Source organism: Paenibacillus taichungensis (assembly GCF_003287275.1).
GTDB lineage: Bacteria > Bacillota > Bacilli > Paenibacillales > Paenibacillaceae > Paenibacillus > Paenibacillus taichungensis_A.
In genome coordinates this window covers 1-23,467 of record NZ_QEVW01000003.1, presented here as the reverse complement: position 1 = coordinate 23,467, position 23,467 = coordinate 1, and the positions used below count along the sequence as shown (strand labels likewise).

Here is a 23,467-nt window from a genome sequence, read left to right as displayed (position 1 = left end):
TTTTCTCATGTAGTTTTTTCATCATGGTTGGAAAAAGCGCGCCTTGCGGCGCGCCTCCGTTACGCTGTTTTATTTGGCAGTAACTCCGTATTCCGACATCCAATCCTTAATTCCCTGTGTACTTCCTCCCCAGCCCTCAACATACTCGGACAGCTCTGAGGTGGAGATTTGTTTGTCAGGCAGTGCATCACGCTGTACATAAACCGGGTTGAGAACCACTTGATCCTCTGTCTCGTCCCCGTTCAGCTTCTGGTATGCATATCGAACCTGAACACGTCCAATGTCTGTTGGATCAACCGCTGCAGAAGCTACCCATGGGTTTTTCGGATCCTGGATCATCTGCAAATCTTCATCACTCATATCAATACCATATACCTTGATCTCGTCACGTCCAGCTTGCTGGATGGCACGCGCTGCACCTTTAGCAAACTCATCCCATGCAGTCCATACCGCCGTGATTTCACCTTTTGGATATTGTTTCAGGATCGCTTCCATTTTGGCTTGTGTATCCAGCGCCGGGTTCTGTGCTGAACCAAACGTTGCAATCTCCTTAATGTCCGGATTCTCTTTCAGGAACTTGCCATAGGCAACTTGACGACGTTCCATTGGTGCAAACCCGGCAACCCATACTTTTACGATATTGCCTTGTCCGTTAATATCTTTTTTCATTTGCTCCAGCGTAAGTTCAGCCATCTTCTGATCATCCTGGGACAACACTGTTGCTCCTGGAACACTAATGTCTGCATCGAACACAACAACCGGGATATTTTGTTCTACTGCTTTTTTCACACCAGGCTCCAGTAGGGAATCCCCGTGATCCGTCAGAATGGCATCGAATTTCTGATTAATTGCGCTATCGAGCAGCGATACCATTTTGGCTTTATCATTATCGGCGACAAACGTAGTCAGTTGTCCTCCGAATTTTTCGATTTCTTCTTTAACGCCTTGAACGTATTGTTGTGAGAACGTACCTGTGTTAAATTCCATAATCAGTGCAATTCGTTTTCCGCTAAGTGGACCTGTTACTGCTTCGGTTTGAGGCTTGTCCTCTGCTGCGCCGGAAGCTGTAGTTGAAGCAGGTTCTTTTTTAATTCCGCAAGCGGACAGCGCTAGTGTAAATACAAGCAACACACTCAACCATACCCATTTTGTATTTTTCCCTCTCATCTCTTTCTCCCCCTGTTCACACTCTCTGTGATCTCGATCACAATAGTTGAATATTAATATAACGGCTAATCCCTAGTATGTAAATGGGTTTTAGCAATTTAAAGCTAAAACTCACTAAGTTTTTATTCGAAACTAAAGCATCTTATCCAGTTCATCCAGAATCATGAAAATAAAACAAGAAAAAGACCGCGAGGGTTACCCCTACGGCCTTTTGGACTTACAGAATTATGGCAATTAATCCACCTGAACCTTCGTTAATGATGCGTCCCAGTGTCTCTTGCAATTTGTATCGTGCGTTATCTGGCATCATTGCAATTTTACCCTGAATGCCTTCTCTCACGATGGAATGCAGCGAACGACCGAACATATCTGAATCCCATACCTTGATTGGATCGTTCTCGAAGTCCTGCATCAAGTACCTCACCAGTTCCTCACTCTGTTTCTCCGTTCCGATAATCGGTGCAAACTCCGATTCCACATCGACACGGATCATGTGAATGGATGGTGCGGTTGCTTTCAGGCGGACGCCGAATTTGGTACCCTGCCGGATGAGTTCTGGTTCATCCAGTGCCATTTCAGCGAGGGATGGAGCCGCAATGCCGTAGCCAGTCGTTTTGACCATCTCCAGGGCCTCAGCAAAGCGATCATACTCCCTCTTCGCATGGGAGAATTCCTGCATCAGTTGCAGCAGATGATCCTTGCCTCGAATCTCAATACCAACAACTTCCACGAGGATCTGATCATATAATTCATCCGGTGCATACAGATCAATTTCTGCCACACCTTGCCCCATGTTCATGCCACTCAGACCGGCTCGGTCGATGAATTCATATTCCATGAACTGAGCAACAACCCGATCCACGTCACGCAGCCTGCGGATATCCTTAACCGTGTCGCGAACGGAATTTTCATAGTTGCTGCGCAGCCAGTGATTTTCATTCAGCACCATCACCCAGCTCGGCAAATTCACATTCACTTCATGTACTGGGAACTCATACAGCACTTCGCGAAGTACACCTGTCACATCATCTTCGGTCATTGTAGCTGCACTGAGTGTCATAACCGGAATGTCATACTTGGCAGCAAGCTCACTGCGCAATTGCAGCGCTTCTTCACTGCGAGGGCGAGTCGAGTTGATCACTAATACAAACGGTTTGCCTACTTCCTTCAGTTCGGCTATGACGCGTTCCTCTGATTCCACATAGGAACTCCGGGCAATCTCAGCGATCGTGCCATCTGTTGTCACCACCACACCCAATGTGGAATGCTCCTGAATGACTTTGCGTGTACCAATTTCGGCAGCTTCCTGGAAAGGAATCGGTTCTTCGAACCAAGGCGTGGAGATCATGCGTGGTCCATTCTCATCCTCGTATCCCTTGGCACCTTCCACTGCGTAACCTACACAATCCACAAGGCGCACATTGACATCAAGTCCCTCGGCGACCTTGATTTGAACCGCGTTATTCGGTACGAATTTGGGCTCCGTAGTCATGATTGTTTTGCCAGCTGCGCTCTGTGGCAGTTCATCTACTGCCCTTCCGCGGTCTGCCTCGTTTGTGATGTTTGGCAGTACAATCGTTTCCATGAAACGTTTGATAAATGTTGATTTACCTGTCCGGACTGCGCCGACAACCCCGAGATAGATATCCCCTCCGGTCCGCTCGGCAATGTCCTTAAAAATGTCCACTTTCTCCAATGAAATCCCCTCCCTAAATTACTCCGAAGGAAAAATGCTAAAGAGCATCCGCTTCGTTTTTTCAATCAGAAGACTGAAATCCCTGCAACGGTAGAGCCGCCTTTGTGAGTGCCCGGAAGTCGTCCGCCGCCGAACGTTGCATTCTGATGAAACCGGCGAAAGCGGCGTTAACTCGTACATGCAATTGGACTAGTATCATCTTATGTATCCGTATGCAGCATTATGACGCGTATTTTTGTTTTTTTCTCAAGGTAGCTGCCTTAAGAGAATCGCCCCGCTCTCGGACTGCGCGTCTTTATTACAATCTACTTTATGAGCGTGCTGAGGCTTTTATGCCGGTTCGTTGATTTGGTTTTCGCGGTACCGCTCAAGCCGTACAGAAGGTATACTGTGAGGGTAAGGTATTATTAGCAGAGAAGAGCATAGATAATGAGCTGAGAAAGGTGAGATGAGCGTGGCACAAATCAAAGTATATGGACTAGGCGAGCACTTGAACCCGTTGAAAGCGGAGCTTTCGCAAGTCATACACTCCGTTATGGTAGATGTTGTGGGGTTACCGGAGAACAAAAAGTTTCATCGTTACTTTCCCATGGAGACGGATGATTTTCTTTTTCCCTCTGATCGTTCAGCCAATTATACTATTATTGAAATCAGCATGTTCGAAGGCCGAACAGATCAAGTTAAAAAAGAACTCATTCAGCAATTATTCATACGAATGAATGAACAGTTGAACTTGTCGCCTAATGATGTGGAGATAACCATATTTGAAACACCGCGCAGTCATTGGGGTATTCGGGGATTACCCGGAGATGAACTTGAATTGAGTTATAAAGTCGAGGTCTGAATAAAGTGATCTCAATATAGCTCATGGACGATATACTGTGAACTATAAACAAACATACAAGAAGAGATATCCCGTGATGCGGAATATCTCTTCTTTACCTTAAAGACAATCATTGGATTGCATGCATTCGAATCAAATTAACGCTCATTATTACTTTGTTGCAACCGGGGTATTATTCTGCCAGATATAAGCGACCGATTTTACAGGGACAAAGTAAGAATGCTCCAGCAAGAATTCACGCATATCTTCCACTTTTGTTGGAGCATTATCGGACTTCTCTACAGCCTGCATAATGTCAAAAGCATAATCCACATAGACATTGCCCTCGTCATCCATCATGAAAGGCAGTTCCTGACCCGAATATACACTATTCAGTGTAACCGCCGGGGCACCAGCCTGTGCGGCTTGTTCCATATCTACAGCGTATAGACCCGGATACAATTCTTCTCCACTTGGTAGTTGATTGTTATGTACGGACTTGTACTGGTTGACCATTCGCTGAACATCATTTACTTTCTGCACGGTTTGAAGATCCATAACTTTGACAGTTGGTTTCACTTCTTCATCCTGAATGAGAAAGTAAGCGCTCCCACCGCTTTCAAACGCAGTGCCGGGTATTTCATCCAGATACCCCTGCTGTTTCAGCTTGGACAGATCTACTCTGAATTTTTCGTATTTCGGTGTTTCTATATCTGCATTAACCATGGGCAAAATCCCCTGATCCTGTTGGAATGCTTCTACCGCAGTTTGAATACGGCTTACGCTTTCCCTATAAGCTATTTTGGGGTCGGGATTACTCTGGGATTGATACATACACCCCGTTGCTGTAAAAGCAAACAATAGGAATAAGAGTAGACAGGACATCTTCTGCAAGTGACGTCTCTGCCCTCTTGGTTTCACGTTCTTCGTCTTATTCTCGTTCATCCGTATCCTCCTTGAAATCGTTCCACTCAGGTATTCTTAGAACCAGTCGTCCTCATCCTGCTGCTGACGCTCCAATTGTTTACGAATCGCTGCCTTCAGCGGGTCCTCCGGAACATGAACTGTCACCGATCCCCGCACCTTCGCCTGACATGACAACCGCGTTCCTGCATCCAGCAGCGAACCTAGCTTACGCTTCTCTGCATCTGTTGGTGGATGCAGCGCTGCAAGATGTTCCGGATCTACTTTCACCTTACACATCAGGCAGGCTGCCTTTCCATCACATCGCGTTGCTATTTTCACGCCTGCACGGCGTGCAGCATTTAGCAGCGTTACCCCTGGCTTTAACCGAATCGTTTTATTTTGCGGTAAAAATGTAATATTGTAATCCATCATTATTCCTCCCAACCTACTGAGGCCATTCGAAGCCAACAAGCTCTTCCACTTCTGCTCTGAATCGGCTTGTCCATATATTTTGCTTCCCCAATAAAGTCATTAGAGGTTGATGTGATTCGGGCATCTGCCGAATCTGTCTTGCAATGGGTTCATAACGATCAGCACGGCCTCTCATTAGATTGAACAACAGCTCATGAGATAACGGCATTAGACGCAATGTATAAGAACCCACTTTGGATTCAGGGGCATACTTGGCCAATACATGCTCAATTTCAATGCGGTACCAACTCTTACGTGACCACACTTCGAAACCACCAACCAGCTCCAACGCACAAGTCCCTACCTGATAATGACTGAGCAGCGAGGCATAAGGTCCCGTTTTATCTACGACAGGCTCATCCAGCACCATTCCAGGCGCAGATTTATGAAGAACCTTCGCGGCGGTGATATCAGCGTAAACGTCAATATCTCTGGGAGCCTGCTGTAATTCTACCTGTTGGAGCAACAACCCACAGCTTCCCCCAAGCAGCCACGTATAAGGCTCTGTGTCCCAGGCTTTTGCCGTTTCCAGCAAAGCCGCGTGTAATTCCGGATAGCGCTCTGTCCGATCCTCCGTTTCATGCGGCCTCATCGGCTCACCTTCCCTTCATCCGTTTTCGTTGTGTCAGTTCTTATGATGTGTTTATGCGGATGTTATCTCTCAGGCGAGAAAGATCAGGTCAGAGAAGCTATTCCGCCGAAAAAGCCTATCAGCATAATGAGAAAAGCAATTAAAGAAAGAATCCCCCGTACAATACCTTTCGTTTTGGATCGAGCAAACGTAATCAGGAATACAGATAGTCCCATAATAAGGATTGCGACTAATGAAAGCCACATCTTGTCCATCGCGTTCATAATCCAGAGTTCTCCCCTTCAGTCCGTTATTCATCACTGACACTGTGACAATTGCAACTATTATAACACGAAACATTGCTCAGCTTTCCAAAAAAAAGACAAAAAGCAAGCCGGCAGATGCCGACTCGACTTTTTGTCTTGCTTGATCGCCTGCACGCAGGCGCGATCTATTATTTTTTCATCATCATTTTCATTAATGATTCCATACTGTTTGGGTTTAACCCGCTTTTTTTGACGGCACTCACGATATCCTGAACTGTATCCTCAGATACCGGCACTTTTGCCATGGCGGATACTTGCTTGATCAGTTGGCGCAATTGAGCTTCATTCTGCATGGTGGACGGTTTTACTGTACTCGCCAATTTCTTGACGGCACCTTCCGTAATCGATTTCCCTGTTTTTTTGTTGATCGCTTTCAGCGCTTCCTTGGAAATGTTGTTAGCCATTCGTCTCCCCTCCTCCGGCAATACTCATGTGTATCATATGAGTGCACCGCAAAAAAGGTGAAGAAGCTTCTCATTTCGGGAAAGCTGCCTACGCTACCATCAGGAATGCCACTGCTCCCAGGTTTCAAGCGTCATGACTTCCATTTCGGTCTTGGGATCACGTCCCATCAAAGCTTCAACCGCATCCCGCGGCTGTCTCTCTTGAAAAAGAACGTGATAAAGCTGATCTGCAATCGGCATTTGCACACCGTATTTCTGAGAAATAAAGTGGGCGGCCTGTGTGGTCCGAATACCTTCCACAACCATGCCCATGGAATTCAAAACATCGTCCAGCTTCTGTCCTTTGCCCAGCAAGGAACCTGCTCTCCAATTACGGCTGTGCTGACTGGTCGCAGTCACAACCAAATCGCCGATCCCTGCGAGTCCGGAGAACGTGAGCGGATTAGCTCCCATCTCCACACCGATGCGTGTGATCTCGGCCAGCCCGCGTGTTAACAAGGCTGCTTTGGCATTGTCACCAAAGTTAAGCCCGTCTGACATCCCTGCTCCCAGCGCGATAATATTTTTGAACGCTCCCGCCAGTTCTACACCGATCATATCTCGATTCGTATACACACGGAAATAGGCATTCATAAATAAACCTTGAGCTGCCTCGGCAGAAGCTTTATCCAGTGATGCCACAACAACGGTCGTCGGGCAACGCTTAACCACTTCTTCCGCATGGCTTGGACCAGAAAGTACAACGACACGGCCTTCTTCACATTCGAGTTCTTCCGAAATGACCGTGGACATACGTTTCAGACTTTCTGTCTCGAATCCCTTGGTTGCATGAATGATTAACATTTCCGGTTTGTAATAGGCCTTAAGCTGATGAGCAACCGAACGCATCGCCGATGAAGGAGCAACAATTAACACAGCAGAAGCCCCTTCAACTGCCGTCGCCATATCCGTGGTTGCCTGAATACGGGGTGACAGCTCTGCATCGGGAAGAAAGCGTTGGTTTGTATGTTTATTATTGATCTCTGCGGCCTGGTCTTCACCACGTGTCCACATGATCACATCCAGATGATTGGCAGCCAATACACTGGCAAGTGCAGTACCCCAACTGCCCGCAACCAGAACAGCAACTTTTTTAGACAACGCGTTTTCCCCCTCCAGGGTTTTTCGATCCCAATTTATTTTCCTGTCCTTTGGCGAGCTTCGCAATATTGGTACGATGTCTCCAGAACGCAAACAGACAAATAATCAGACTTCCCCAGAAGATACTCATCGAATATCCGGGTAACACAAGGATGAAGAGCGGTGTCAAAGCTACAAAAATAAGGGAACCCAATGAAACATATCGTGTCAATACGATGGACAGGATCGCAAATACCCCGGCGCATAGCGCAGGAATAAGTGCAAGAGTCACGAGCACACCAATCGCTGTCGCAATTCCTTTACCTCCACGGAAACGGAAGTACAGCGGCCAGTTATGGCCTGCAATAGCAGCTATACCACTAAGAGCAGGAATCCAATCGGAACCATTGCTGAACCAGACCCCAATCCAAACGGCCGCAATACCTTTGAGTACATCCAACAGCAGTACCAGAATTGCCGGTCCTTTACCCAATATCCGCAAAGTATTGGTAGCCCCTGCATTTCCGCTTCCGTGTTGACGGATATCGATCCCCCGTAGTGCTTTTGCAAGGAGGACACTAAAGCTGATTGAACCGAGCAGATAGCTCAGTACAATCGCTGCGATTTGTAAAATCACAAACTTCTCCCCTAACCTTCGTCGGACTTCCTCCGAGTAAATATGCGAATTGGCGTCCCTTCAAAATCAAACGCTGAACGAATTTTATTCTCCAGGTAACGTTCATAAGAAAAGTGCATCAATTCCGGATCGTTCACAAAAATAACCATGGTCGGAGGTTTAACTGCAACCTGAGTCACATAGTTGATTCTCATTCTGCGTCCTTTATCTGTTGGTGGCGGATTAATCGCCACTGCATCAGACACTACATCGTTAAGCAGATGCGTCTGAACACGCATAGAGTGCTGCTGGGCCACACGTTGCACCACAGGCAACAATTTTTGTAAGCGTTGTTTTGTCTTGGCTGACAAAAATACAACCGGAGCGTAAGTCATAAACAGGAAATGATCCCGAATTTTTTTCTCAAACTCATTCATTGTTTTATCAGACTTCTCTACAACGTCCCATTTGTTCACAACAAACATGGAGGCTTTGCCTGCTTCAAATGCATAACCTGCAATATGCTTGTCCTGCTCGATAATGCCTTCTTCACCATTAATTACAATCAGAACAACATCTGCACGCTCAATGGCACGCATCGCACGCATCACGCTGTATTTCTCCGTGGTTTCATAGACTTTACCACGTTTACGCATACCTGCTGTATCAATCAGCACATAGCGCTGACCGTCTTTTTCAAACGGTGTATCGATCGCATCCCGCGTCGTACCAGCAACATCACTGACAATAACACGTTCTTCGCCTAAAATGGCATTCACCAATGAAGATTTACCCACGTTCGGACGTCCGATCAGGGCTACACGGATGACATCGTCATCGTAAGTCTCTTCCTCAAGTTCAGGCAATTTCTCTACGATGGCATCGAGCAAATCACCTACACCTGTACCATGACTCCCCGATACTCCGATTGGATCACCAAATCCAAATCCATAAAACTCATAAATGAGCTCACTGCGCCCGATATTATCCACTTTGTTAACGGCTACAACGATAGGCTTACCTGAGCGGTACAACATCTCTGCGACTTCTTCATCAGATTGCGTAATCCCTGCTTTTGCATCACACATGAATACAATAACATCCGCTTCTTCAATGGCGAGCTCTGCCTGCATCCGGATTGATTTTAGAATGACGTCCTCGCCGTCGATTTCGATACCACCTGTATCGATAATGCTAAATGGTTTACCGTTCCATTCGCCGATTCCGTAGATACGGTCACGGGTAATGCCCGGCTTGTCTTCCACAATGGCCAATCTGTCGCCGATGATCCGATTAAAAATGGTGGATTTGCCCACATTCGGTCGCCCGACAATTGCCACAACGGGTCTTGCCATACATTCCACTCCTCCTGTCCATACTTACGATACTCATCATAGCAAAAAACGCCTGTCTTGGCTAACGTTTCATGCCGTTATACTCGCAATAAAAACAATCGGCGAACCCGCTGGGGCTCGCCGATCTTGCTTTTATTGTTCAGCAAAATATGCAGTATATAACTAAGAACCATGCATGTATAACTTATTTGAATTTGCTGAGTTTGTCACCGAAGCGTTCGCCGAGCGTAATGCTCAGACCTTGATTGCTCAAGGAAACGTTCGGGTTGTTGATTTCTTCACGTGGAGCATTGTTTCTTGCAGGTCTTTCTGATTTTGGCGCTTGAGCAGGAGCTTCTTCAGTTTCCTTGATGCTCAGGCTTACACGTTGCTCAGAAGGATTCATGTCCAAGATTTTAACTTGAACTTCTTGTCCTTCTTTCAATACTTCGTGCGGAGTGCCAATATGTTTGTGGGAGATTTGCGAGATATGCACAAGTCCCTCAACACCAGGAGCGATTTCAACAAAAGCACCGAAGTCAACCAGACGTTTTACAACACCTGTTACGATATCGCTGGAGTTGAATTTGTCGCCAGCTGTTTCCCAAGGACCTGGTTGAACAGCTTTCATGCTCAGGCTGATCTTACCTTTTTCAGGATCAACTTTCAGCACTTTTACGTTTACTTTATCGCCTTCAGACAGAACGTCCGATGGTTTGTCAACGTGTGTCCAAGCCAGCTCGGATACGTGAACCAATCCGTCTACTCCGCCAACATCAACGAAAGCACCGAATTGAGTCAAACGTTGTACCGTACCTTCGATAACTTGACCTTCTTGCAAACCAGCCATAACAGTAGCTTTGTTTGCTTCGAATTCTTGCTCAAGTACGTCTTTTTGGGAAAGGATCACTTTGTTGTTCTCACGGTCGATCTCTTTCACTTTAACACGCAATGTGCGTCCTTTGTAATCGCTGAAATCTTCAACGAAATGGCGCTCTACCATGGAAGCCGGGATAAATCCGCGTACGCCCACGTCTGCTACCAGACCGCCTTTAACAACGTCAGCTACAACAACTTCGAATACGTCTTGGTCTTCAAAATGCTTTTGCAATTGATCCCAAGCGTTTTCGCTGTCGATTGCACGTTTGGACAGAACGAGTTTTTCTTTCTCGTCGTCGATGCTAAGTACTTTAGCTTCAACTTCTTGTCCAACTTCAACTGCATCAGACGCGCTGTCCACGTGCAGGGAAGACAGTTCACGAATTGGAATTACACCGTCATATTTATATCCAATGCTCACATAGGCTTGGTTATCTTCCAATTTGACGATGGTTCCTTTTACGGTATCTCCTTTTTTCAAGGAAACGAATTGATCCAACTCATCTTGGGTTGCTTCTTGATTTTTCATTTCTTCCGACATGTCAAATACCCTCCTCAATTCAAAAACCCCATTATATTCAAACCTGCCTGTAGCAGAGTTCAAAACACTTTCAGAACTAAATGCATAGCTTAGCTTCCCTCAAAAAAATGGAAACATACACTCAGTTGTCCGACGTTACCTCACTTACTTGCTCGGCACGCCTGTTTGCACCATTTCATTAATTTTGGACATAATCTTCTCCGTCGCTCTCTCCAGCGCATCGCCAGATGGATCTTCCTTGAACTCGTCCAAATTCACCGGTGCTCCATAAACAACTTTCATCTTACGAAAAACCTTGTAGTTACCGATAATAGCAGTAGGAATAACTGTAGCACCACTTCGGAGAGCGAAGCTCGCTGCCCCTTTTTTACCGATGCCTCCATCATTGTGTCTACTTCCCGAAGGGAAAATACCAAGCACTTCACCGTCACGCAAAATGTTGAGTGAGGTCTTGATGGATTCCTTGCTGACGCCTCCACGTTTAACGGGAAAAGCGCCTACGGCTTTGATAATTCGGCCAAAGACCGGGATATCAAACAATTCGCTTTTGGCCATGAAGCGCACCTGACGACGAATCTTGATACCAACCGTTGGAGGATCAAAGTTACTGATATGATTAGAACATAAAAGTACGCCGCCTTCTTTCGGGATGTTCTCCCGTCCAACTGCCTCCAGGCGAAAAAGAATGGTGTAAATGATCCGCAGTAATGTGCTGCAAAATGTGTAAATCATAGACCGATCTCTCCTCTGACCATTGTGCAATAAGACACGATTTTGTCAACCACTTCATGGATGCTCATCTCGGTTGTGTCAAGCACAGTAGCGTCTTCAGCACAACGAAGCGGGGATATTTCCCTACTTTCATCCAATTTGTCACGGGTGGCAATGTCTCGCTCAAGTTGCTGCAACGTCAGTCCTTCTGAGGGGTCCAGTTCTTTGAAGCGGCGAAGTGCACGCTCTTCCACACTGGCAGTCATGAAGATTTTCACTTCCGCGTCGGGCAATACTGTCGTTCCGATATCGCGTCCATCCATGACGACGCCCTTGCGCAAAGCCATTTGCCGCTGTGTATTCACCATTTGCGTACGCAGCCCCTCGATTTGCGCATATCGGGACACGATTCCCGTCACTTCACGGGAGCGGATTTCCGAGGTTACATCCTCCCCATTACAGAACACTTTCTGTCCGTCGGGATCCGGTTGTAAATCAATGACCAGCTTTTGGGTTTCCTGAAGCACCTCTGGCACATCTTCCGGTGAAATACCTTTTCGAAGCATATGCAGGGTTACCGCACGGTACATCGCGCCAGTATCAACGTATATGTACGCGAGCGCCTCTGCAACCAATCGGGCCACCGTGCTTTTCCCGGCACCGGCAGGTCCGTCAATTGCAACGTTCATCTTCCCGTTCTCTGATGTGTTCTGGCTTGCCAACGGGGCATTCCTCCTCAAACGATAAGCCTCAATAAAAAAACAGGCATTGCCTGCATCGTCAAAATTATACCACACTATACACATGGATGCAAAAACAGACAAATCAGTGACGCTATTGTTCGTGTACCGATTGCATCTGAATTGGTGTTCCTTCCATACGATCAATGGAGGTCATATTCTTTTTCATATCAGGCACAAGAAGTAATAACTGATAGATCACAAGCAGAACAAGAAGAGCCGTAATTAGCATCAGAGCCCTTCTTTCCATTCGCTTGGATAAAACATAATATAGGCGCTCGTATCTGCGGGATGCATGGCGGTTGTTCACAACTTGAACCTCCGTTTTTCCATTACAGTGCCCAGCGCTGTCTCCTTTTATCCCGGAAAATCTCTAATTCTTTATTTCGTTCGATAATCCAATTGCCGTTCAAAACAAAACTTGATGATCTTCTGCCGTTCTGAATCCGTAATCTGCACAAACTTTAACATACACAGCTGTCTGCCTGTTTCCAGTGATTTGATCCGTACCACTTCCGCTTCAAAATTAGCATGCTCAATCGCTGCATTCCGATAAGGAATAAGCAACCAGCATTTCAGCTTCTGTCCTTCAACAATAGCAAAATCAGGTTCACCATAAATGGATAATCCCCCGCCGCCAATATCTTCAGTCAAGCCCACGGCTCGGGTCAGGTCCTCGCTCTGGATGGCCATTTCAAGATTTGCATGAACACGCAGAAAACTGCGACGCTGGATTTTGGTAATGTCGTCCGGCAATGGCTTACGAATTCGTACTAGCCGAACTACATCTTCTTCAAATCCGGTCACATATGTATTGAAATAATGACGAACCCCGTCTTCCGTGATATACGAAATGGACAATTCCTCACCAAAAAACAACCGTTTCAACCGGCTACTTCCCTGCTGCATCGGAACTTCAATCAGAAAACTGTTCTCATCGACATCTGCTATGCGTGATTTATATTCTTTGCTTTCCTCTTTTTCATCTGCAGAGGCAATCTGGATGTATAAAACTTCATTTATTTTGGGAAACAAGCTGTTCACCGCCACCTTAGCTTTTTATCTTCGTAAACGTATGTACAAGGACTATTATACCATGACCTTTCTCATAGTGGACAACAAAAAACAGACCACTAGGTGGTCTGTTCAGTAATTTATTTGCAATTAACAGCATACCGGTTTCTTGATGTTATGTGGTCTCATTCACCGGTTTGATTTCCTCAACGGCTTCTTCCATACCTGTATCAGCGTTGATGTAAATTTTATATTTTGTACCATTGATTCGTCCGCCGAATTCGTAACACAGAACTTCTTTGCTGTAATCATTCTTAATGAGTGATTTGCGAGCGTAGCTCTCCTTGAATTCCGGATTCAGCTTTTTGCGGGCCTGTTCAATCGTAAGTGCAGCTTTCGGAACCTCCCGCTTCTTCTGATGCTCATATACAAAATCACTTGCCTGGAAGCCGGTAACATCCCCATTATCAAGACCTACCCGAACAGACATCTTTTCCGGGTAAATCAATGTATCACCTTGTTTACGGACATAGGTCAGGTTACCGAGATTGCCAAACTCGTCATAATTGACTGCCTTCATATCTTTATAACCCTTATTGGAAAGGAAATGGTCTGCTTTGGCCATTGCTTCCTTACGTGTAACTTTTTTTGTTCCGATTGGACGAGTGTCACTGTAAGAGATGAGCAGACCGCCATTACGCGTAAAGTCCATACTCAATTTACTGTCTTTGGATTGATCAATCGTGGCTGTGTACGATTCCCAATCTGTACCTTTACCATTTTCCTGTATTTGAATCTTGCCCTGTTCAGCATTGGAAAACTTTGCAGCTTTAGTTTGGATCTGCTCTTTGGTCATCGGTAAGCCATCCAGCTTTTTCACCGAACGTTTGGCATAAATGCTGGAGACTGAAGGACCCCAATCAAGTTCAGGATACTCCTGTACCTTTTTGTTCACTGTACGGAATCCATCCACGATGGTATTATCCATCGTTTGCTCTTCCGTTGCCATGGCTGATTCTGCATCCATCCAGCGTAATCGGTCAGAAATGACTTTCTGCTGTACATCCTGCAAATTTTTGGTTATCTCGGATGAATTCGCATACAGCTTTTTCAGATTGCCCATTTCCTTTTCACTTAAAGGTTCATTCGTCAGATCACGCATGGACGCTTGGTAAGCAAAATTGGAAATGCGGGAGAGAAATTCCTCCGTTTCACTGAATGGCAGCATCGTCAGCGGCAATTGGTTAATCTCATTCTGCGCTTCACTGGTGAGTCTCCATACGTTCATAAGACCTTTTCGATGCATCCCTTGGGACGTAGCATGAACTGCGAGTGTATTCCCAATCTCCGAATGCAATTTGTCCATATGAAAAGATAAATCGTGAAAGGCACGCTGATATTGATTCTCTGCTTTGATCAGAATTGCATTTTTCTCCTGGTTCTCTTGGTAACCCCATACGAGAGCACCGATTAACAGAACTGCAAATATCGGAAACATAACTGAACTTAAACGTTTATACATCGGTAGAGTCTCCTTTCTTCTAAGCCACTACCTCTATTGTGGATCGAAGAAAGACCTCTTATGCATGCGATTTCCAGTCTGTCCAATGACGGGCTTATCTCGCATGTTCCCAAACCATTTGTTTAATTCAACTGTACCCAGGTTGTGCCGCCATCTTCCTCAATTTCAAACTGGTCCCGATTATCACACAAACACTGTTTAAAACCGGTCTCAATTCTCCCTCGTTCCTTCTTGCCTCGCAGCGTAAAACGTTCTCCACATTGTTTGCATCTGATTTTAATTTTGATTCTCATCACGCTTATCCCCGTTTCTATTTGTCTTCCCCCGGGAATTTTTATTTATTTCAACAAAAAAACACACCGGGGCATCAGGCGCAGGTTGCGCTCCATGTCCACCAGTGTGTCCGTATTTTTTATAATTTAATCTCTTCCTCACGCTTCACAAAACGAAAAGGAGAACGATTGTTGGCCCTTGTAATCTTGCCCATCGCACCGTACCATAGTCCCGCCATCAATGGCGCAATGAACCATAACCAATGATTCACCATCGTATTCATAATGACATCGTATAGAGCATGCCAGAAGAACGGTAAAACAAGTGAGAGCATAAGAAACCAACGTTTTTTCTTGCCATCCGAGAACTTGGCCCGCCCCATGTAATAACCCATAATTACCGCAAACATGGCGTGACCCGATACAGGTAGCAATGCACGAATGAACATAGCTGAGACGGAAGCATTCCCCGCAAAGGCATACAACACATTCTCAACTGTAGCAAATCCGAGTGAAACAGCAACGGAGTATAGAATCCCATCGTAAGGCTCGTCAAATTCGGTATGATTATAAATAATATGGTATATCACAAACCATTTGACGAACTCTTCAACCCCACCTGAAATCAGGATGGCTTCAACATAAGGATTATCTCCAAGCCAGATCATCATGCCGCGCTGAATAATCATCACAGGCAATACCATCAAAATCCCCATGAGGAAGACTCGAAATACCATATGAAGAGGTTCAGAGTCATAACGGTCTTTCAGATAAAAGTATGTTAACAAGGCGAGACCCGGAGCTACTGCTGCCGCTAAAACCGAAAACAAAAGCACCGAAATTCCCTCCTCTGACTTAAGACGCGATTACAACTAGAGCTTACTCCTGACGCTTGAAGTGGGTGCAAATAACCTCAACCGCTTGTTCAGGCATAACAACCTTTCCGTACTCTTCCATGACGGCAGGGGTAACGGAAGAACCTTCACCGAATTCAGCAAGCAAGGCAATCAATGCTGCATGTTTGGTGGAATCCAAGTCATCCGGTTCAAAATGCAAAAACCATTTGTCTTTATAGGAATAAAGTCTTCCAGCATCCGTTACGTGCTGATGCAACATATGTGCAGCCTCAATAAGCACTTCAAAATCTTTGAATGCATAGACGATGGAATCGCTCTGCTCAAGTGTAACTTCCATCTCATATACTTCTTCAGGCAGATCATCCTCATTACCTGAACCATATTGTTGCGGATCATATTTCCCCCGGGTGACAATGACAACCATCCCTTGAGCGGGAAGTGCGAATACTTCGACAGCAAGAGGACCTGTAGCATCAAATCCAAGTTCGGAATAGGCCTGGTCCATCATTTCAGTGAACAGTTCATGAACTTTAGGTATTTCCTGCCACATATCTTCTTTTTGTATTCCGCGCTCGCTCAGATCGTCAAAGGTCAGGAAAATCCGTATCTTATCGTGACTTAATCGTTCTATTTTCATACAGGATCTCCCCTTTATAAGCAAGTCTTATAACAGATTATGAAGCACAAAACAATATGTGCTGAAAATAAATCTATGTAGTTATGTTATCATTTTATACCTGCAAATGCACGAAGTAAAATCGACAAAAAAAGAATCATTCCACATCAAAACAGGACTGTGGATGATTCTAATGGGAGGTTTCTGTTTATAAACCCGGTACTGTTGTGTTTGTTTGAGTTAAAATTTGCTCAACTTCATGTTTAACATCCGGATTGGTGCGAATAAAATCTTTGAGCATGTTCATGTTCTCTTCTTTTTCCTGCGGAGTGATCGGCTTTGCAATTTTTTTATGCGTGCTTTTGTGGGAATCTCCGCTCTGTTCGTTTGGCTTGGAGCTGAATCCGTCCATGCCCGGGAACGTCATCTCCATCATTTTGTGTTTGGCCTGATTCATCATATTGCGGGATGAACCGGAAGACAGCATTGACATTTTACCTTTGGACAGCCAAGAGCTGGCTGCTACGCCAATTACAACACCCCAGAAAAAGGATGACGCCTTCATTACACCAACCTCCTTTTAATGTTAAAATCACAACTAGTGTTTGCGGGAGGGCGACATCTCATTCCGCATAAATACAGGAAAGCGAGTTGAAATCATGATTAGACACACCACCGCCTTAATTATGATCGCATGCATGCTGTTGTCAGCTTGTGGAACCAATGACGAAACAACACCTGAATCCACGAAGTCCAGCAACGAATCGGTTACTTCCACACAGGAGCAGCAGAACGAACCAACTGGCACCGGCACAGATGAAAGGCCATCCACTGATTCTCCGTCCCCAACGGACTCCAATTCTAATCAACAATCAACAAGTGATGACGAAACATCTTCGACCGAAAAAGAAGGAACTGATAACAGTCCCATGTCACAATCAGCCGAAGATAATATCGAAAAAACGTATCACATGAACGCCAATTACTACATCAAACCCAACGATAAGACGAGCGAAAGCAAGGTTGTATTATTGACATTTGATGATGGGCCCAAAGAAGAAAAAATGATTAATGGATTAATCGACACATTGGATAAACATAGCGCGAAAGCAATATTTTTTGTTAACGGATACCGAGTAAAAAGTCATCCCGAGTTGCTCGAGATCATTCATGAACGCGGTCAAGTTGTTGGAAATCATGCGTGGGATCATGAGGATCTAAAAAAAATGTCCACCACAGCAGCCGCCAAACAGGTAACTGATGTGCAAAAGATTGTGAAAGACACGATTGGAATTGAACCTCAATTCTTCCGCCCTCCGTTTGGTTCTGGAAATGATGCACTAAAGGCCACAGTCAAGAAAAATGGCATGTTATACATGACATGGTCCAATGGTTCACTGGATTGGGATAAGAGCACCAAAAACAAACCGGAGAAGGTCATCCGGAATGTGCTGGATCAATTAAATCCCGGCAGTAATATTTTGATGCATGAGTTGCCATGGACAGTTGAAGCGTTGGATGAGTTGTTAACCAAACTTGAACAGAAAGGCTATACATTTGTCGACCCTCGCTCCATTGAACTGAAGGCCCGCTAAACTTCGACTATTTGCCCAGCATTCAGGTTAAAATCAAAATTGATGAGTTGGAACTGACACGAAGGAGCTAAAAAAGTTATAACAAACAGCCTTGATCCTATGCGGATCAAGGCTGTTTGTTTGAGTGCATTCGCAAAGTAATGATATGCATCTCTGCGGGACAACAAAGTCTGAGCGGCAAATGATTTGTTCCGTATCCTTTGCTAACCAATATTTTTCCTTGTTGCTCGGTATCATTATTATCCTTTTTCAAAGAAAACCATCCGCTAGACACGGAGCGGTACGTTTTGTTAAGAAAGACAGGGCCTAAGCCAGGAATTACTAATTGTCCGCCGTGTGTGTGACCACTCAATATCAGATCAACAGGTGCATTCAAGTGAAGAGCTTCTAAGGGATCATGGACAATAGCAATCTTGCAATCTTTGCTTTCCAATTCTGCAAGCAGCGAATCGCCTTGCCGTGAACGATAATCAATGCCCACCAGGCATAACTTGCTATTCCCTTTACGAAGGTAAGTGGTAGAATCCTGTAAGAGTTGAACGCCCGTATCTCGAAATATACGTTCGAGATGCACAGTTCCTGCTCTTTTGTCATGGTTCCCATACACTGTGAAGGTAGGGGCAATATAAGCTAACAAGTTCATATTATGTCTGACGATAGACCATGAAATCCCTTTTTCTGCCACATCTCCCCCAATGATAACCCAGTCCACCTGATTGCGAAGATGTTCCAAATCATTCTTTTTCAACATACGTTTATGAATATCAGATAAATACAGGATTTTGCTGCCATCAAAAGAAGAGGGCAAATTGGGCACTTCAACCTCATCAGGAACAATATGATGAAGATGCGCCTCACGCCACATATGAACCAGTAACCCAATCCCAGCCAAAATAACGGCAACGATCCACGCCAGCACTACCATGGCCATGGAAGGAAAGTATCCAATGAAGGCGCTCCTTTTATCCCCCACCATACCAGACTGATTGTGAGCAATACAAATATAAATATGAGCGAGTTAACAAATCGTTTACTGAGACGTAAACGACGAGAAGGATGAAGTTCAGTCCTTGTAGGAAGTGTACCTGCTTCGGAAACGACTTCTTCTGATGGTTTTTGTGCTTTGTTGGCACGTGCTGGCGCCCGCCGGGGAAGTACCGGACTTTCCAGCGATGATGTATAAGACTTACGTTGTGATCTTGGTATGGAGACCGAGGTAATTGGTGTGAGTCCTCCCACCTCTGAGGCAGCAGCTGGTTCAACAACCAGATTTACTGGAGAAGCTTCAGGACGCTCAGATGTCTCTGTTTTATCCGAGTGACGATGGCGCTGACTGCCATAAGTCTTCATTCTACTTAATTGCTGATTCATGATCCCCTCCGAAAACGTATCGCTAATCCAGACACCAAATCAATGATAAAATGACATAATATAGGCGCCCATAATGTGCCGGATTGCATATAAATCCAACCCAATCCATAACTCGAAACAAATACCCAGCCAGTCGGAATCCAGTGCCGCAAATAGCGTATATGGATAACTGCAAATAAAATACTTGTCCAGTAAGGACCTAACACATGCTGTATGGCTCCACGAAATAACAATTCTTCACAAACAGCAACGATGGCTGCTATGCATACAATGTGCCAGATTGGACGATTTCGAAACAGCATCTCGTTAATTCCCCCATCGTCCATGCTTTCTTGAGGAATAACATAAGAAAGAACCAAGTCCATAACAAGCATAATGCCAGCAAGACCAAGCCCCCACCATATAAACTGGTAACTGTCTGGCCACGCAAGCACATCAAAAAGATTTCTCTTCTGCAATAAAATCCATACAACCCCAATGATCAAAGTTAACCCTTGTGTAAAGTATAGATTGATCAGAAGCAAACGCTCGGTAAGTTGCTGTGGTTCAGCCTTCTGAATCTTGAACTTGGGAAACTTTAATTTTTTCATCGCCTGTGTCTGTCCTCTTGACTTATATTTGACGGATAACAAATTCGTTGTCCAATCGGATAGTATACTAAATGATAGCCAAAAAACCAAATAGGTTCAAGGCCTGCCCCAAGTCCCGGTTTTTCAGTAGAGCCTTATCCAATGAATTCGTTTCATTAATGTGTTAAAATCCGATTCATAAAACAGCTTGTAATCGAGCTATTTTAATCGACCAAGGAAGTCAATTTTTATCATCTGTACGCTTTCTCCTCCACTTAAGAAAATCACATTAGCAAATCGAATTAAAACATTTAAGCCTATTGACATGCTCATGTCAGCCATGATACATTATGAAAAAATTAGTCACGTTAAACACGATGATGGAAAAAAGACGTTGCTTTGTCTTACAGAGAGCCGATGGATGGTGTAAATCGGTGGCAGGCAGATGATCTTGAGCGCTCCTGAGTTATTGCATTGAAACTGGAGTAGGTGCAATCGGTTTAGACCCGTTATCCTCTTCGGTCTTTATTGACCGCTAAGACTGTCGTTGCGAAACGGCGGTGAATTAGGGTGGTACCACGACAACTCTCGTCCCTTATTGCGCAAGCAGTATGTGGATTGAGAGTTTTTTGATTTATTTTAGAGTACAGACGTGGGAATCGCCCTATTTGCTACACCCTCCTCCTCTACTGCGACACCGCGTTGTTGGAAGGAAGAGTTTCACTGGTTTTAAGGAATGCCTCTTTCGTGAGGTGAAACCTTGACGATATAGATACACATACCTAAGGAGGAAGAAACCATGTACAAAGTGTTAGTGTCGGACCCCATTAGTGATCTGGGAATCCAGCAACTGGTGGATGCAAATGATGTTGTAGTTGAGAAGAAAACAGGTCTTAGCGAAGATGAGCTTGTTGCAATTATCGGCGATTATGACGCCCTTCTAGTTCGAAGTCAGACTCGTGTAACAGATCGAATTATGACGGCAGGTACAAACCTTAAAGTCATCGGACGTGCTGGCGTAGGTGTAGATAACATTGATTTGGAAGCTGCTACCCAACGCGGTATCATTGTTATTAACGCCCCTGACGGTAATACGATTACGACATGTGAGCATACATTTGCCATGATGATGGCACTGGCACGACATATTCCTCAGGCATATGCCAAAACCATTCAAGGTACTTGGGATCGTAAAACCTTCCTGGGTGTGGAGTTAAGAAATAAAACGCTGGGTGTGCTCGGTATGGGACGAATCGGTAGCGAAGTAGCTAAGCGTGCAAAAGCATTCGGAATGGATATTCTGGCTTACGATCCGTTCCTCACTCAAGATCGCGCGGAGAAACTTCAAGTTAAGCTGGCTAGTGTGGATGACATCATTCGCAATGCCGATTTCATGACTGTTCACACACCATTAACACCTGAGACACGCCATATGATTTCCCGCCCACAATTCGAAGTAATGAAAAAAGGTATGCGTATTATCAACTGTGCCCGTGGTGGAGTCGTTGACGAAATGGCACTTGTAGAAGCGATTGATGAAGGTATCGTTGCTGGTGCAGCATTCGACGTATTCGAGAGCGAACCCCCAGCTGCTGATCACCCGTTCCTGAATCACCCTAGCATTATTGTGACGCCTCATCTTGGTGCATCGACAGTAGAAGCGCAAGAAAATGTAGCAATCGATGTATCCGAGCAAGTCCTGCATATTCTGCGCAATGAACCGTTCAAAAACGCTGTTAACATGCCTGCTGTAGCTCCAACTGTAATGAACAAACTGCAGCCGTACTTTAAACTGGGTGAAACATTGGGCAGCTTTGCAGCTCAGATCACTCAAAATGCAGTTCAGGAAATCCGGATCGACTACGCTGGAGATCTGTCGGAAGTGGATACTTCTCCTTTAACTCGTTACATTGTAAAAGGTATTCTCGCAAGGCATTTAGGCGGAGAAGCCAATATTGTCAACTCCATGCATTTGGCTAAAGTGCGGGATCTCAACGTAGTGGTTAGCCAAACTTCGGCGACGAAAGGATTTACAAATCTGATTACCGTCACACTTGTAACGAATCAGGATGCCGAGGAGCGTCGTGTTGCGGGCACTCTGCTTGCAGGTTATGGAGAGCGTATCGTGCGTCTGGACAAATTCCCAGTGGATATTGCTCCGGAAAGTCACCAAGTTCTGATTTCGCATAATGATAAACCGGGGATTATCGGACGTGTTGGAACTTTGCTTGGAGAGAATGAAGTTAACATCGCCTCCATGCAGGTCGGACGTAAAATCATTGGTGGGGCAGCGATCATGATTCTAACTGTAGATAAGGAAGTTCCAAAAGATGTACTTGTGCAACTTGCAGCTCTTCAGGAAATAAATACAGCCGTTGAAATAGTTCTGAATTAATTATTGTCGGACTATTCACTTATTACTTATAAGACAAAAAGAGGCGAACCTTTATCAGGTTCGTCTCTTTTTATAAACTCAAAATTCCTTTTTAAGAGTGTAATTCATGCATTAGGCTAATTGAATAATGTTTATTGTCGCTCCTGGAGGGGAGAGAACAGCTGTAGCAGCTAGCCCAAATAATTGGAACTGGATTGTTGATCCAGCAGTTACCGTCACAATAAAGTCAGACTGCAACTGACTGAGGGAAAGTAATGGCGAAACTACACTCGCCGGAATTGCTGTTCCGTTTAGTAAAATACGGGATTGAATAGCAAGTGCGGCTGTTAGATTTATTTTATAAGAGATATAGTAACGCCCTGCATTGGCAAGAGTGAAAGTATCATTCGCTCCATTGATGGTTATGCCAGTGCCGATATTTTGGTTATTCGGCAATGGAATCAGTGTTCCACCCAAAAGTACAAGAATGGTACCACTTGTGTTCTCACTATATGCCGAGTTAGATGTTACAGAGGTTCCTGTGGCTCCTGTTGCACCAGTTCCCCCGGTGGCTCCTGTCGCGCCTGTTGCTCCTGTGACGCTCACTCCGGTAGCACCTGTTGCTCCTGTTACTCCTGTTGCTCCTGTGGCTCCACTAAATCCAGTCGATCCTGTACTTCCAGTTACACTAGCTCCTGTTGCTCCTGTTGCCCCTGTAGCACCAGTTCCTCCGCTTGCTCCTGTCGCGCCTGTTCCTCCAGTTACACTGGCCCCTGTAGCTCCTGTAACCCCAGTTGTTCCACTAACTCCCGTAGTCCCTGTAATTCCAGTCACACCCGTGGCTCCAGTGATTCCAATCGCAACGCCCGTTGCACCCGTTAATCCCGTTACCCCGGTGGCTCCTGTCGATCCCGTAACACCGACTCCTGTAGCTCCCGTTGTTCCTGTAACCCCGGTGGCTCCTGTCGATCCC

Annotated in this window: 27 protein-coding genes and 1 other annotated feature; of the genes, 3 read left to right on the top strand and 24 right to left on the bottom strand. The window is 45.3% G+C overall.

The window, feature by feature from the left end; all coding sequences use genetic code 11:
• Positions 1-69: 69 nt before the first annotated feature.
• Both DC345_RS03580 and spoIVA read right to left on the bottom strand, forming a co-directional pair.
• Entirely contained in the window at positions 70-1,167 is a 1,098-nt protein-coding gene (locus DC345_RS03580; protein ID WP_113051943.1) for a sugar ABC transporter substrate-binding protein, read from the bottom strand.
• 217 nt (positions 1,168-1,384) lie between these two features.
• Positions 1,385-2,863 carry a stage IV sporulation protein A gene (spoIVA, locus tag DC345_RS03575; RefSeq protein WP_076288931.1) on the bottom strand — a complete coding sequence of 493 codons (1,479 nt, stop codon included), beginning with the start codon at positions 2,861-2,863 and terminating at the stop codon, positions 1,385-1,387.
• A 454-nt stretch (positions 2,864-3,317) separates the two neighbouring features.
• Between spoIVA and DC345_RS03570 the strand changes: the two genes are divergently transcribed.
• Entirely contained in the window at positions 3,318-3,707 is a 390-nt protein-coding gene (locus tag DC345_RS03570; protein WP_113051942.1) for a tautomerase family protein, read from the top strand.
• Positions 3,708-3,857: 150 nt separating this feature from the next.
• Here DC345_RS03570 and DC345_RS03565 read toward each other — a convergent pair whose 3' ends face one another.
• The 18 genes from DC345_RS03565 to DC345_RS03485 all read right to left on the bottom strand — a co-directional run bounded on the left by DC345_RS03565 (position 3,858) and on the right by DC345_RS03485 (position 17,150).
• Positions 3,858-4,631, bottom strand: coding sequence for a hypothetical protein (locus DC345_RS03565; RefSeq protein ID WP_113051941.1), 774 nt, complete (start codon positions 4,629-4,631; stop codon positions 3,858-3,860).
• A gap of 36 nt (positions 4,632-4,667) precedes the next feature.
• Positions 4,668-5,021, bottom strand: coding sequence for a 2Fe-2S iron-sulfur cluster-binding protein (locus DC345_RS03560; protein WP_113051940.1), 354 nt, complete (start codon positions 5,019-5,021; stop codon positions 4,668-4,670).
• Between the two features lie 16 nt (positions 5,022-5,037).
• A complete protein-coding gene (locus tag DC345_RS03555; RefSeq protein WP_113051939.1) occupies positions 5,038-5,655 on the bottom strand; it encodes a hypothetical protein in 618 nt (205 codons plus the stop codon).
• A gap of 83 nt (positions 5,656-5,738) precedes the next feature.
• Positions 5,739-5,918, bottom strand: a complete 180-nt coding sequence (locus tag DC345_RS03550; protein WP_053780676.1) for a DUF2768 family protein — start codon at positions 5,916-5,918, stop codon at positions 5,739-5,741.
• Positions 5,919-6,088: 170 nt separating this feature from the next.
• Entirely contained in the window at positions 6,089-6,364 is a 276-nt protein-coding gene (locus DC345_RS03545) for a stage VI sporulation protein F (RefSeq protein WP_024630680.1), read from the bottom strand.
• 99 nt (positions 6,365-6,463) lie between these two features.
• Positions 6,464-7,504: an NAD(P)H-dependent glycerol-3-phosphate dehydrogenase gene (locus DC345_RS03540; RefSeq protein WP_113051938.1), complete on the bottom strand. Its 1,041-nt coding sequence runs from the start codon at positions 7,502-7,504 to the stop codon at positions 6,464-6,466.
• Positions 7,497-8,120, bottom strand: a complete 624-nt coding sequence (gene plsY / locus DC345_RS03535) for a glycerol-3-phosphate 1-O-acyltransferase PlsY (protein WP_076288925.1) — start codon at positions 8,118-8,120, stop codon at positions 7,497-7,499. The genes DC345_RS03540 and plsY overlap by 8 nt, the downstream gene beginning before the upstream one ends.
• An 11-nt stretch (positions 8,121-8,131) precedes the next feature.
• Positions 8,132-9,454: a ribosome biogenesis GTPase Der gene (der, locus tag DC345_RS03530; RefSeq protein WP_113051937.1), complete on the bottom strand. Its 1,323-nt coding sequence runs from the start codon at positions 9,452-9,454 to the stop codon at positions 8,132-8,134.
• Between the two features lie 184 nt (positions 9,455-9,638).
• Positions 9,639-10,853, bottom strand: coding sequence for a 30S ribosomal protein S1 (gene rpsA, locus DC345_RS03525; RefSeq protein ID WP_076288924.1), 1,215 nt, complete (start codon positions 10,851-10,853; stop codon positions 9,639-9,641).
• Between the two features lie 144 nt (positions 10,854-10,997).
• Positions 10,998-11,585 carry a lysophospholipid acyltransferase family protein gene (locus tag DC345_RS03520; protein WP_090900627.1) on the bottom strand — a complete coding sequence of 196 codons (588 nt, stop codon included), beginning with the start codon at positions 11,583-11,585 and terminating at the stop codon, positions 10,998-11,000.
• A complete protein-coding gene (gene cmk, locus DC345_RS03515; RefSeq protein ID WP_113051936.1) occupies positions 11,582-12,286 on the bottom strand; it encodes a (d)CMP kinase in 705 nt (234 codons plus the stop codon). The genes DC345_RS03520 and cmk overlap by 4 nt, the downstream gene beginning before the upstream one ends.
• A 112-nt stretch (positions 12,287-12,398) precedes the next feature.
• On the bottom strand, positions 12,399-12,614 hold the full coding sequence (locus DC345_RS03510) for a hypothetical protein (RefSeq protein WP_113051935.1): 216 nt from the start codon (positions 12,612-12,614) through the stop codon (positions 12,399-12,401).
• Between the two features lie 71 nt (positions 12,615-12,685).
• Complete coding sequence (locus tag DC345_RS03505) at positions 12,686-13,339, bottom strand: flagellar brake protein (RefSeq protein WP_113051934.1); 654 nt, start codon at positions 13,337-13,339, stop codon at positions 12,686-12,688.
• Positions 13,340-13,493: 154 nt separating this feature from the next.
• The gene (gene ypeB, locus DC345_RS03500; RefSeq protein WP_113051933.1) at positions 13,494-14,840 is read right to left on the bottom strand and encodes a germination protein YpeB; all 1,347 of its coding nucleotides are present in this window, start codon (positions 14,838-14,840) and stop codon (positions 13,494-13,496) included.
• A gap of 122 nt (positions 14,841-14,962) precedes the next feature.
• The gene (locus DC345_RS31615) at positions 14,963-15,133 is read right to left on the bottom strand and encodes a hypothetical protein (RefSeq protein WP_167666101.1); all 171 of its coding nucleotides are present in this window, start codon (positions 15,131-15,133) and stop codon (positions 14,963-14,965) included.
• A gap of 119 nt (positions 15,134-15,252) precedes the next feature.
• On the bottom strand, positions 15,253-15,948 hold the full coding sequence (gene prsW / locus DC345_RS03495) for a glutamic-type intramembrane protease PrsW (protein ID WP_076288920.1): 696 nt from the start codon (positions 15,946-15,948) through the stop codon (positions 15,253-15,255).
• A 43-nt stretch (positions 15,949-15,991) separates the two neighbouring features.
• Positions 15,992-16,606, bottom strand: a complete 615-nt coding sequence (locus DC345_RS03490) for a genetic competence negative regulator (RefSeq protein ID WP_091000230.1) — start codon at positions 16,604-16,606, stop codon at positions 15,992-15,994.
• A gap of 187 nt (positions 16,607-16,793) precedes the next feature.
• A complete protein-coding gene (locus tag DC345_RS03485) occupies positions 16,794-17,150 on the bottom strand; it encodes a hypothetical protein (RefSeq protein WP_113051932.1) in 357 nt (118 codons plus the stop codon).
• A gap of 94 nt (positions 17,151-17,244) precedes the next feature.
• Between DC345_RS03485 and DC345_RS03480 the strand changes: the two genes are divergently transcribed.
• On the top strand, positions 17,245-18,180 hold the full coding sequence (locus DC345_RS03480; protein WP_113051931.1) for a polysaccharide deacetylase family protein: 936 nt from the start codon (positions 17,245-17,247) through the stop codon (positions 18,178-18,180).
• 106 nt (positions 18,181-18,286) lie between these two features.
• Here DC345_RS03480 and DC345_RS03475 read toward each other — a convergent pair whose 3' ends face one another.
• Genes DC345_RS03475 through DC345_RS03470 form a run of 3 tightly spaced genes read right to left on the bottom strand, consistent with a single transcriptional unit; the run spans position 18,287 to position 20,141 of the window.
• The gene (locus tag DC345_RS03475; protein ID WP_181586472.1) at positions 18,287-19,111 is read right to left on the bottom strand and encodes a metallophosphoesterase; all 825 of its coding nucleotides are present in this window, start codon (positions 19,109-19,111) and stop codon (positions 18,287-18,289) included.
• On the bottom strand, positions 19,099-19,551 hold the full coding sequence (locus DC345_RS31445) for a hypothetical protein (protein WP_146752101.1): 453 nt from the start codon (positions 19,549-19,551) through the stop codon (positions 19,099-19,101). Before DC345_RS31445 ends, DC345_RS03475 begins: the two co-directional genes overlap by 13 nt.
• Positions 19,548-20,141 carry a CPBP family intramembrane glutamic endopeptidase gene (locus tag DC345_RS03470; RefSeq protein WP_113051929.1) on the bottom strand — a complete coding sequence of 198 codons (594 nt, stop codon included), beginning with the start codon at positions 20,139-20,141 and terminating at the stop codon, positions 19,548-19,550. The genes DC345_RS31445 and DC345_RS03470 overlap by 4 nt, the downstream gene beginning before the upstream one ends.
• A 347-nt stretch (positions 20,142-20,488) precedes the next feature.
• Positions 20,489-20,719 (top strand) — a binding site (T-box leader).
• A gap of 200 nt (positions 20,720-20,919) precedes the next feature.
• Between DC345_RS03470 and serA the strand changes: the two genes are divergently transcribed.
• Positions 20,920-22,515, top strand: coding sequence for a phosphoglycerate dehydrogenase (gene serA, locus DC345_RS03465; RefSeq protein ID WP_099858410.1), 1,596 nt, complete (start codon positions 20,920-20,922; stop codon positions 22,513-22,515).
• A gap of 111 nt (positions 22,516-22,626) precedes the next feature.
• On the opposite strand, the gene DC345_RS03460 is transcribed toward serA, so the two are convergent.
• Positions 22,627-23,467 (bottom strand): BclA C-terminal domain-containing protein (locus DC345_RS03460; RefSeq protein ID WP_113051928.1); only part of this gene is annotated, 841 nt, incomplete at its 5' end.

What these genes read in the sequence shown, in the direction of transcription:
- DC345_RS03480 (WP_113051931.1), top strand. Translation starts at nt 17,245, where the DNA reads ATGATTAGACACACCACCGCCTTAATTATGATCGCATGCATGCTGTTG.
- DC345_RS03580 (WP_113051943.1), bottom strand. Translation starts at nt 1,167, where the DNA reads ATGAGAGGGAAAAATACAAAATGGGTATGGTTGAGTGTGTTGCTTGTA.
- DC345_RS03545 (WP_024630680.1), bottom strand. Translation starts at nt 6,364, where the DNA reads ATGGCTAACAACATTTCCAAGGAAGCGCTGAAAGCGATCAACAAAAAA.
- DC345_RS03520 (WP_090900627.1), bottom strand. Translation starts at nt 11,585, where the DNA reads ATGATTTACACATTTTGCAGCACATTACTGCGGATCATTTACACCATT.
- der (WP_113051937.1), bottom strand. Translation starts at nt 9,454, where the DNA reads ATGGCAAGACCCGTTGTGGCAATTGTCGGGCGACCGAATGTGGGCAAA.
- DC345_RS03565 (WP_113051941.1), bottom strand. Translation starts at nt 4,631, where the DNA reads ATGAACGAGAATAAGACGAAGAACGTGAAACCAAGAGGGCAGAGACGT.
- DC345_RS31445 (WP_146752101.1), bottom strand. Translation starts at nt 19,551, where the DNA reads ATGAATCAGCAATTAAGTAGAATGAAGACTTATGGCAGTCAGCGCCAT.
- ypeB (WP_113051933.1), bottom strand. Translation starts at nt 14,840, where the DNA reads ATGTATAAACGTTTAAGTTCAGTTATGTTTCCGATATTTGCAGTTCTG.
- DC345_RS03560 (WP_113051940.1), bottom strand. Translation starts at nt 5,021, where the DNA reads ATGGATTACAATATTACATTTTTACCGCAAAATAAAACGATTCGGTTA.
- DC345_RS31615 (WP_167666101.1), bottom strand. Translation starts at nt 15,133, where the DNA reads ATGAGAATCAAAATTAAAATCAGATGCAAACAATGTGGAGAACGTTTT.
- DC345_RS03485 (WP_113051932.1), bottom strand. Translation starts at nt 17,150, where the DNA reads ATGAAGGCGTCATCCTTTTTCTGGGGTGTTGTAATTGGCGTAGCAGCC.
- DC345_RS03490 (WP_091000230.1), bottom strand. Translation starts at nt 16,606, where the DNA reads ATGAAAATAGAACGATTAAGTCACGATAAGATACGGATTTTCCTGACC.
- serA (WP_099858410.1), top strand. Translation starts at nt 20,920, where the DNA reads ATGTACAAAGTGTTAGTGTCGGACCCCATTAGTGATCTGGGAATCCAG.
- rpsA (WP_076288924.1), bottom strand. Translation starts at nt 10,853, where the DNA reads ATGTCGGAAGAAATGAAAAATCAAGAAGCAACCCAAGATGAGTTGGAT.
- DC345_RS03470 (WP_113051929.1), bottom strand. Translation starts at nt 20,141, where the DNA reads ATGAAAAAATTAAAGTTTCCCAAGTTCAAGATTCAGAAGGCTGAACCA.
- DC345_RS03475 (WP_181586472.1), bottom strand. Translation starts at nt 19,111, where the DNA reads ATGGCCATGGTAGTGCTGGCGTGGATCGTTGCCGTTATTTTGGCTGGG.
- DC345_RS03550 (WP_053780676.1), bottom strand. Translation starts at nt 5,918, where the DNA reads ATGAACGCGATGGACAAGATGTGGCTTTCATTAGTCGCAATCCTTATT.
- DC345_RS03555 (WP_113051939.1), bottom strand. Translation starts at nt 5,655, where the DNA reads ATGAGGCCGCATGAAACGGAGGATCGGACAGAGCGCTATCCGGAATTA.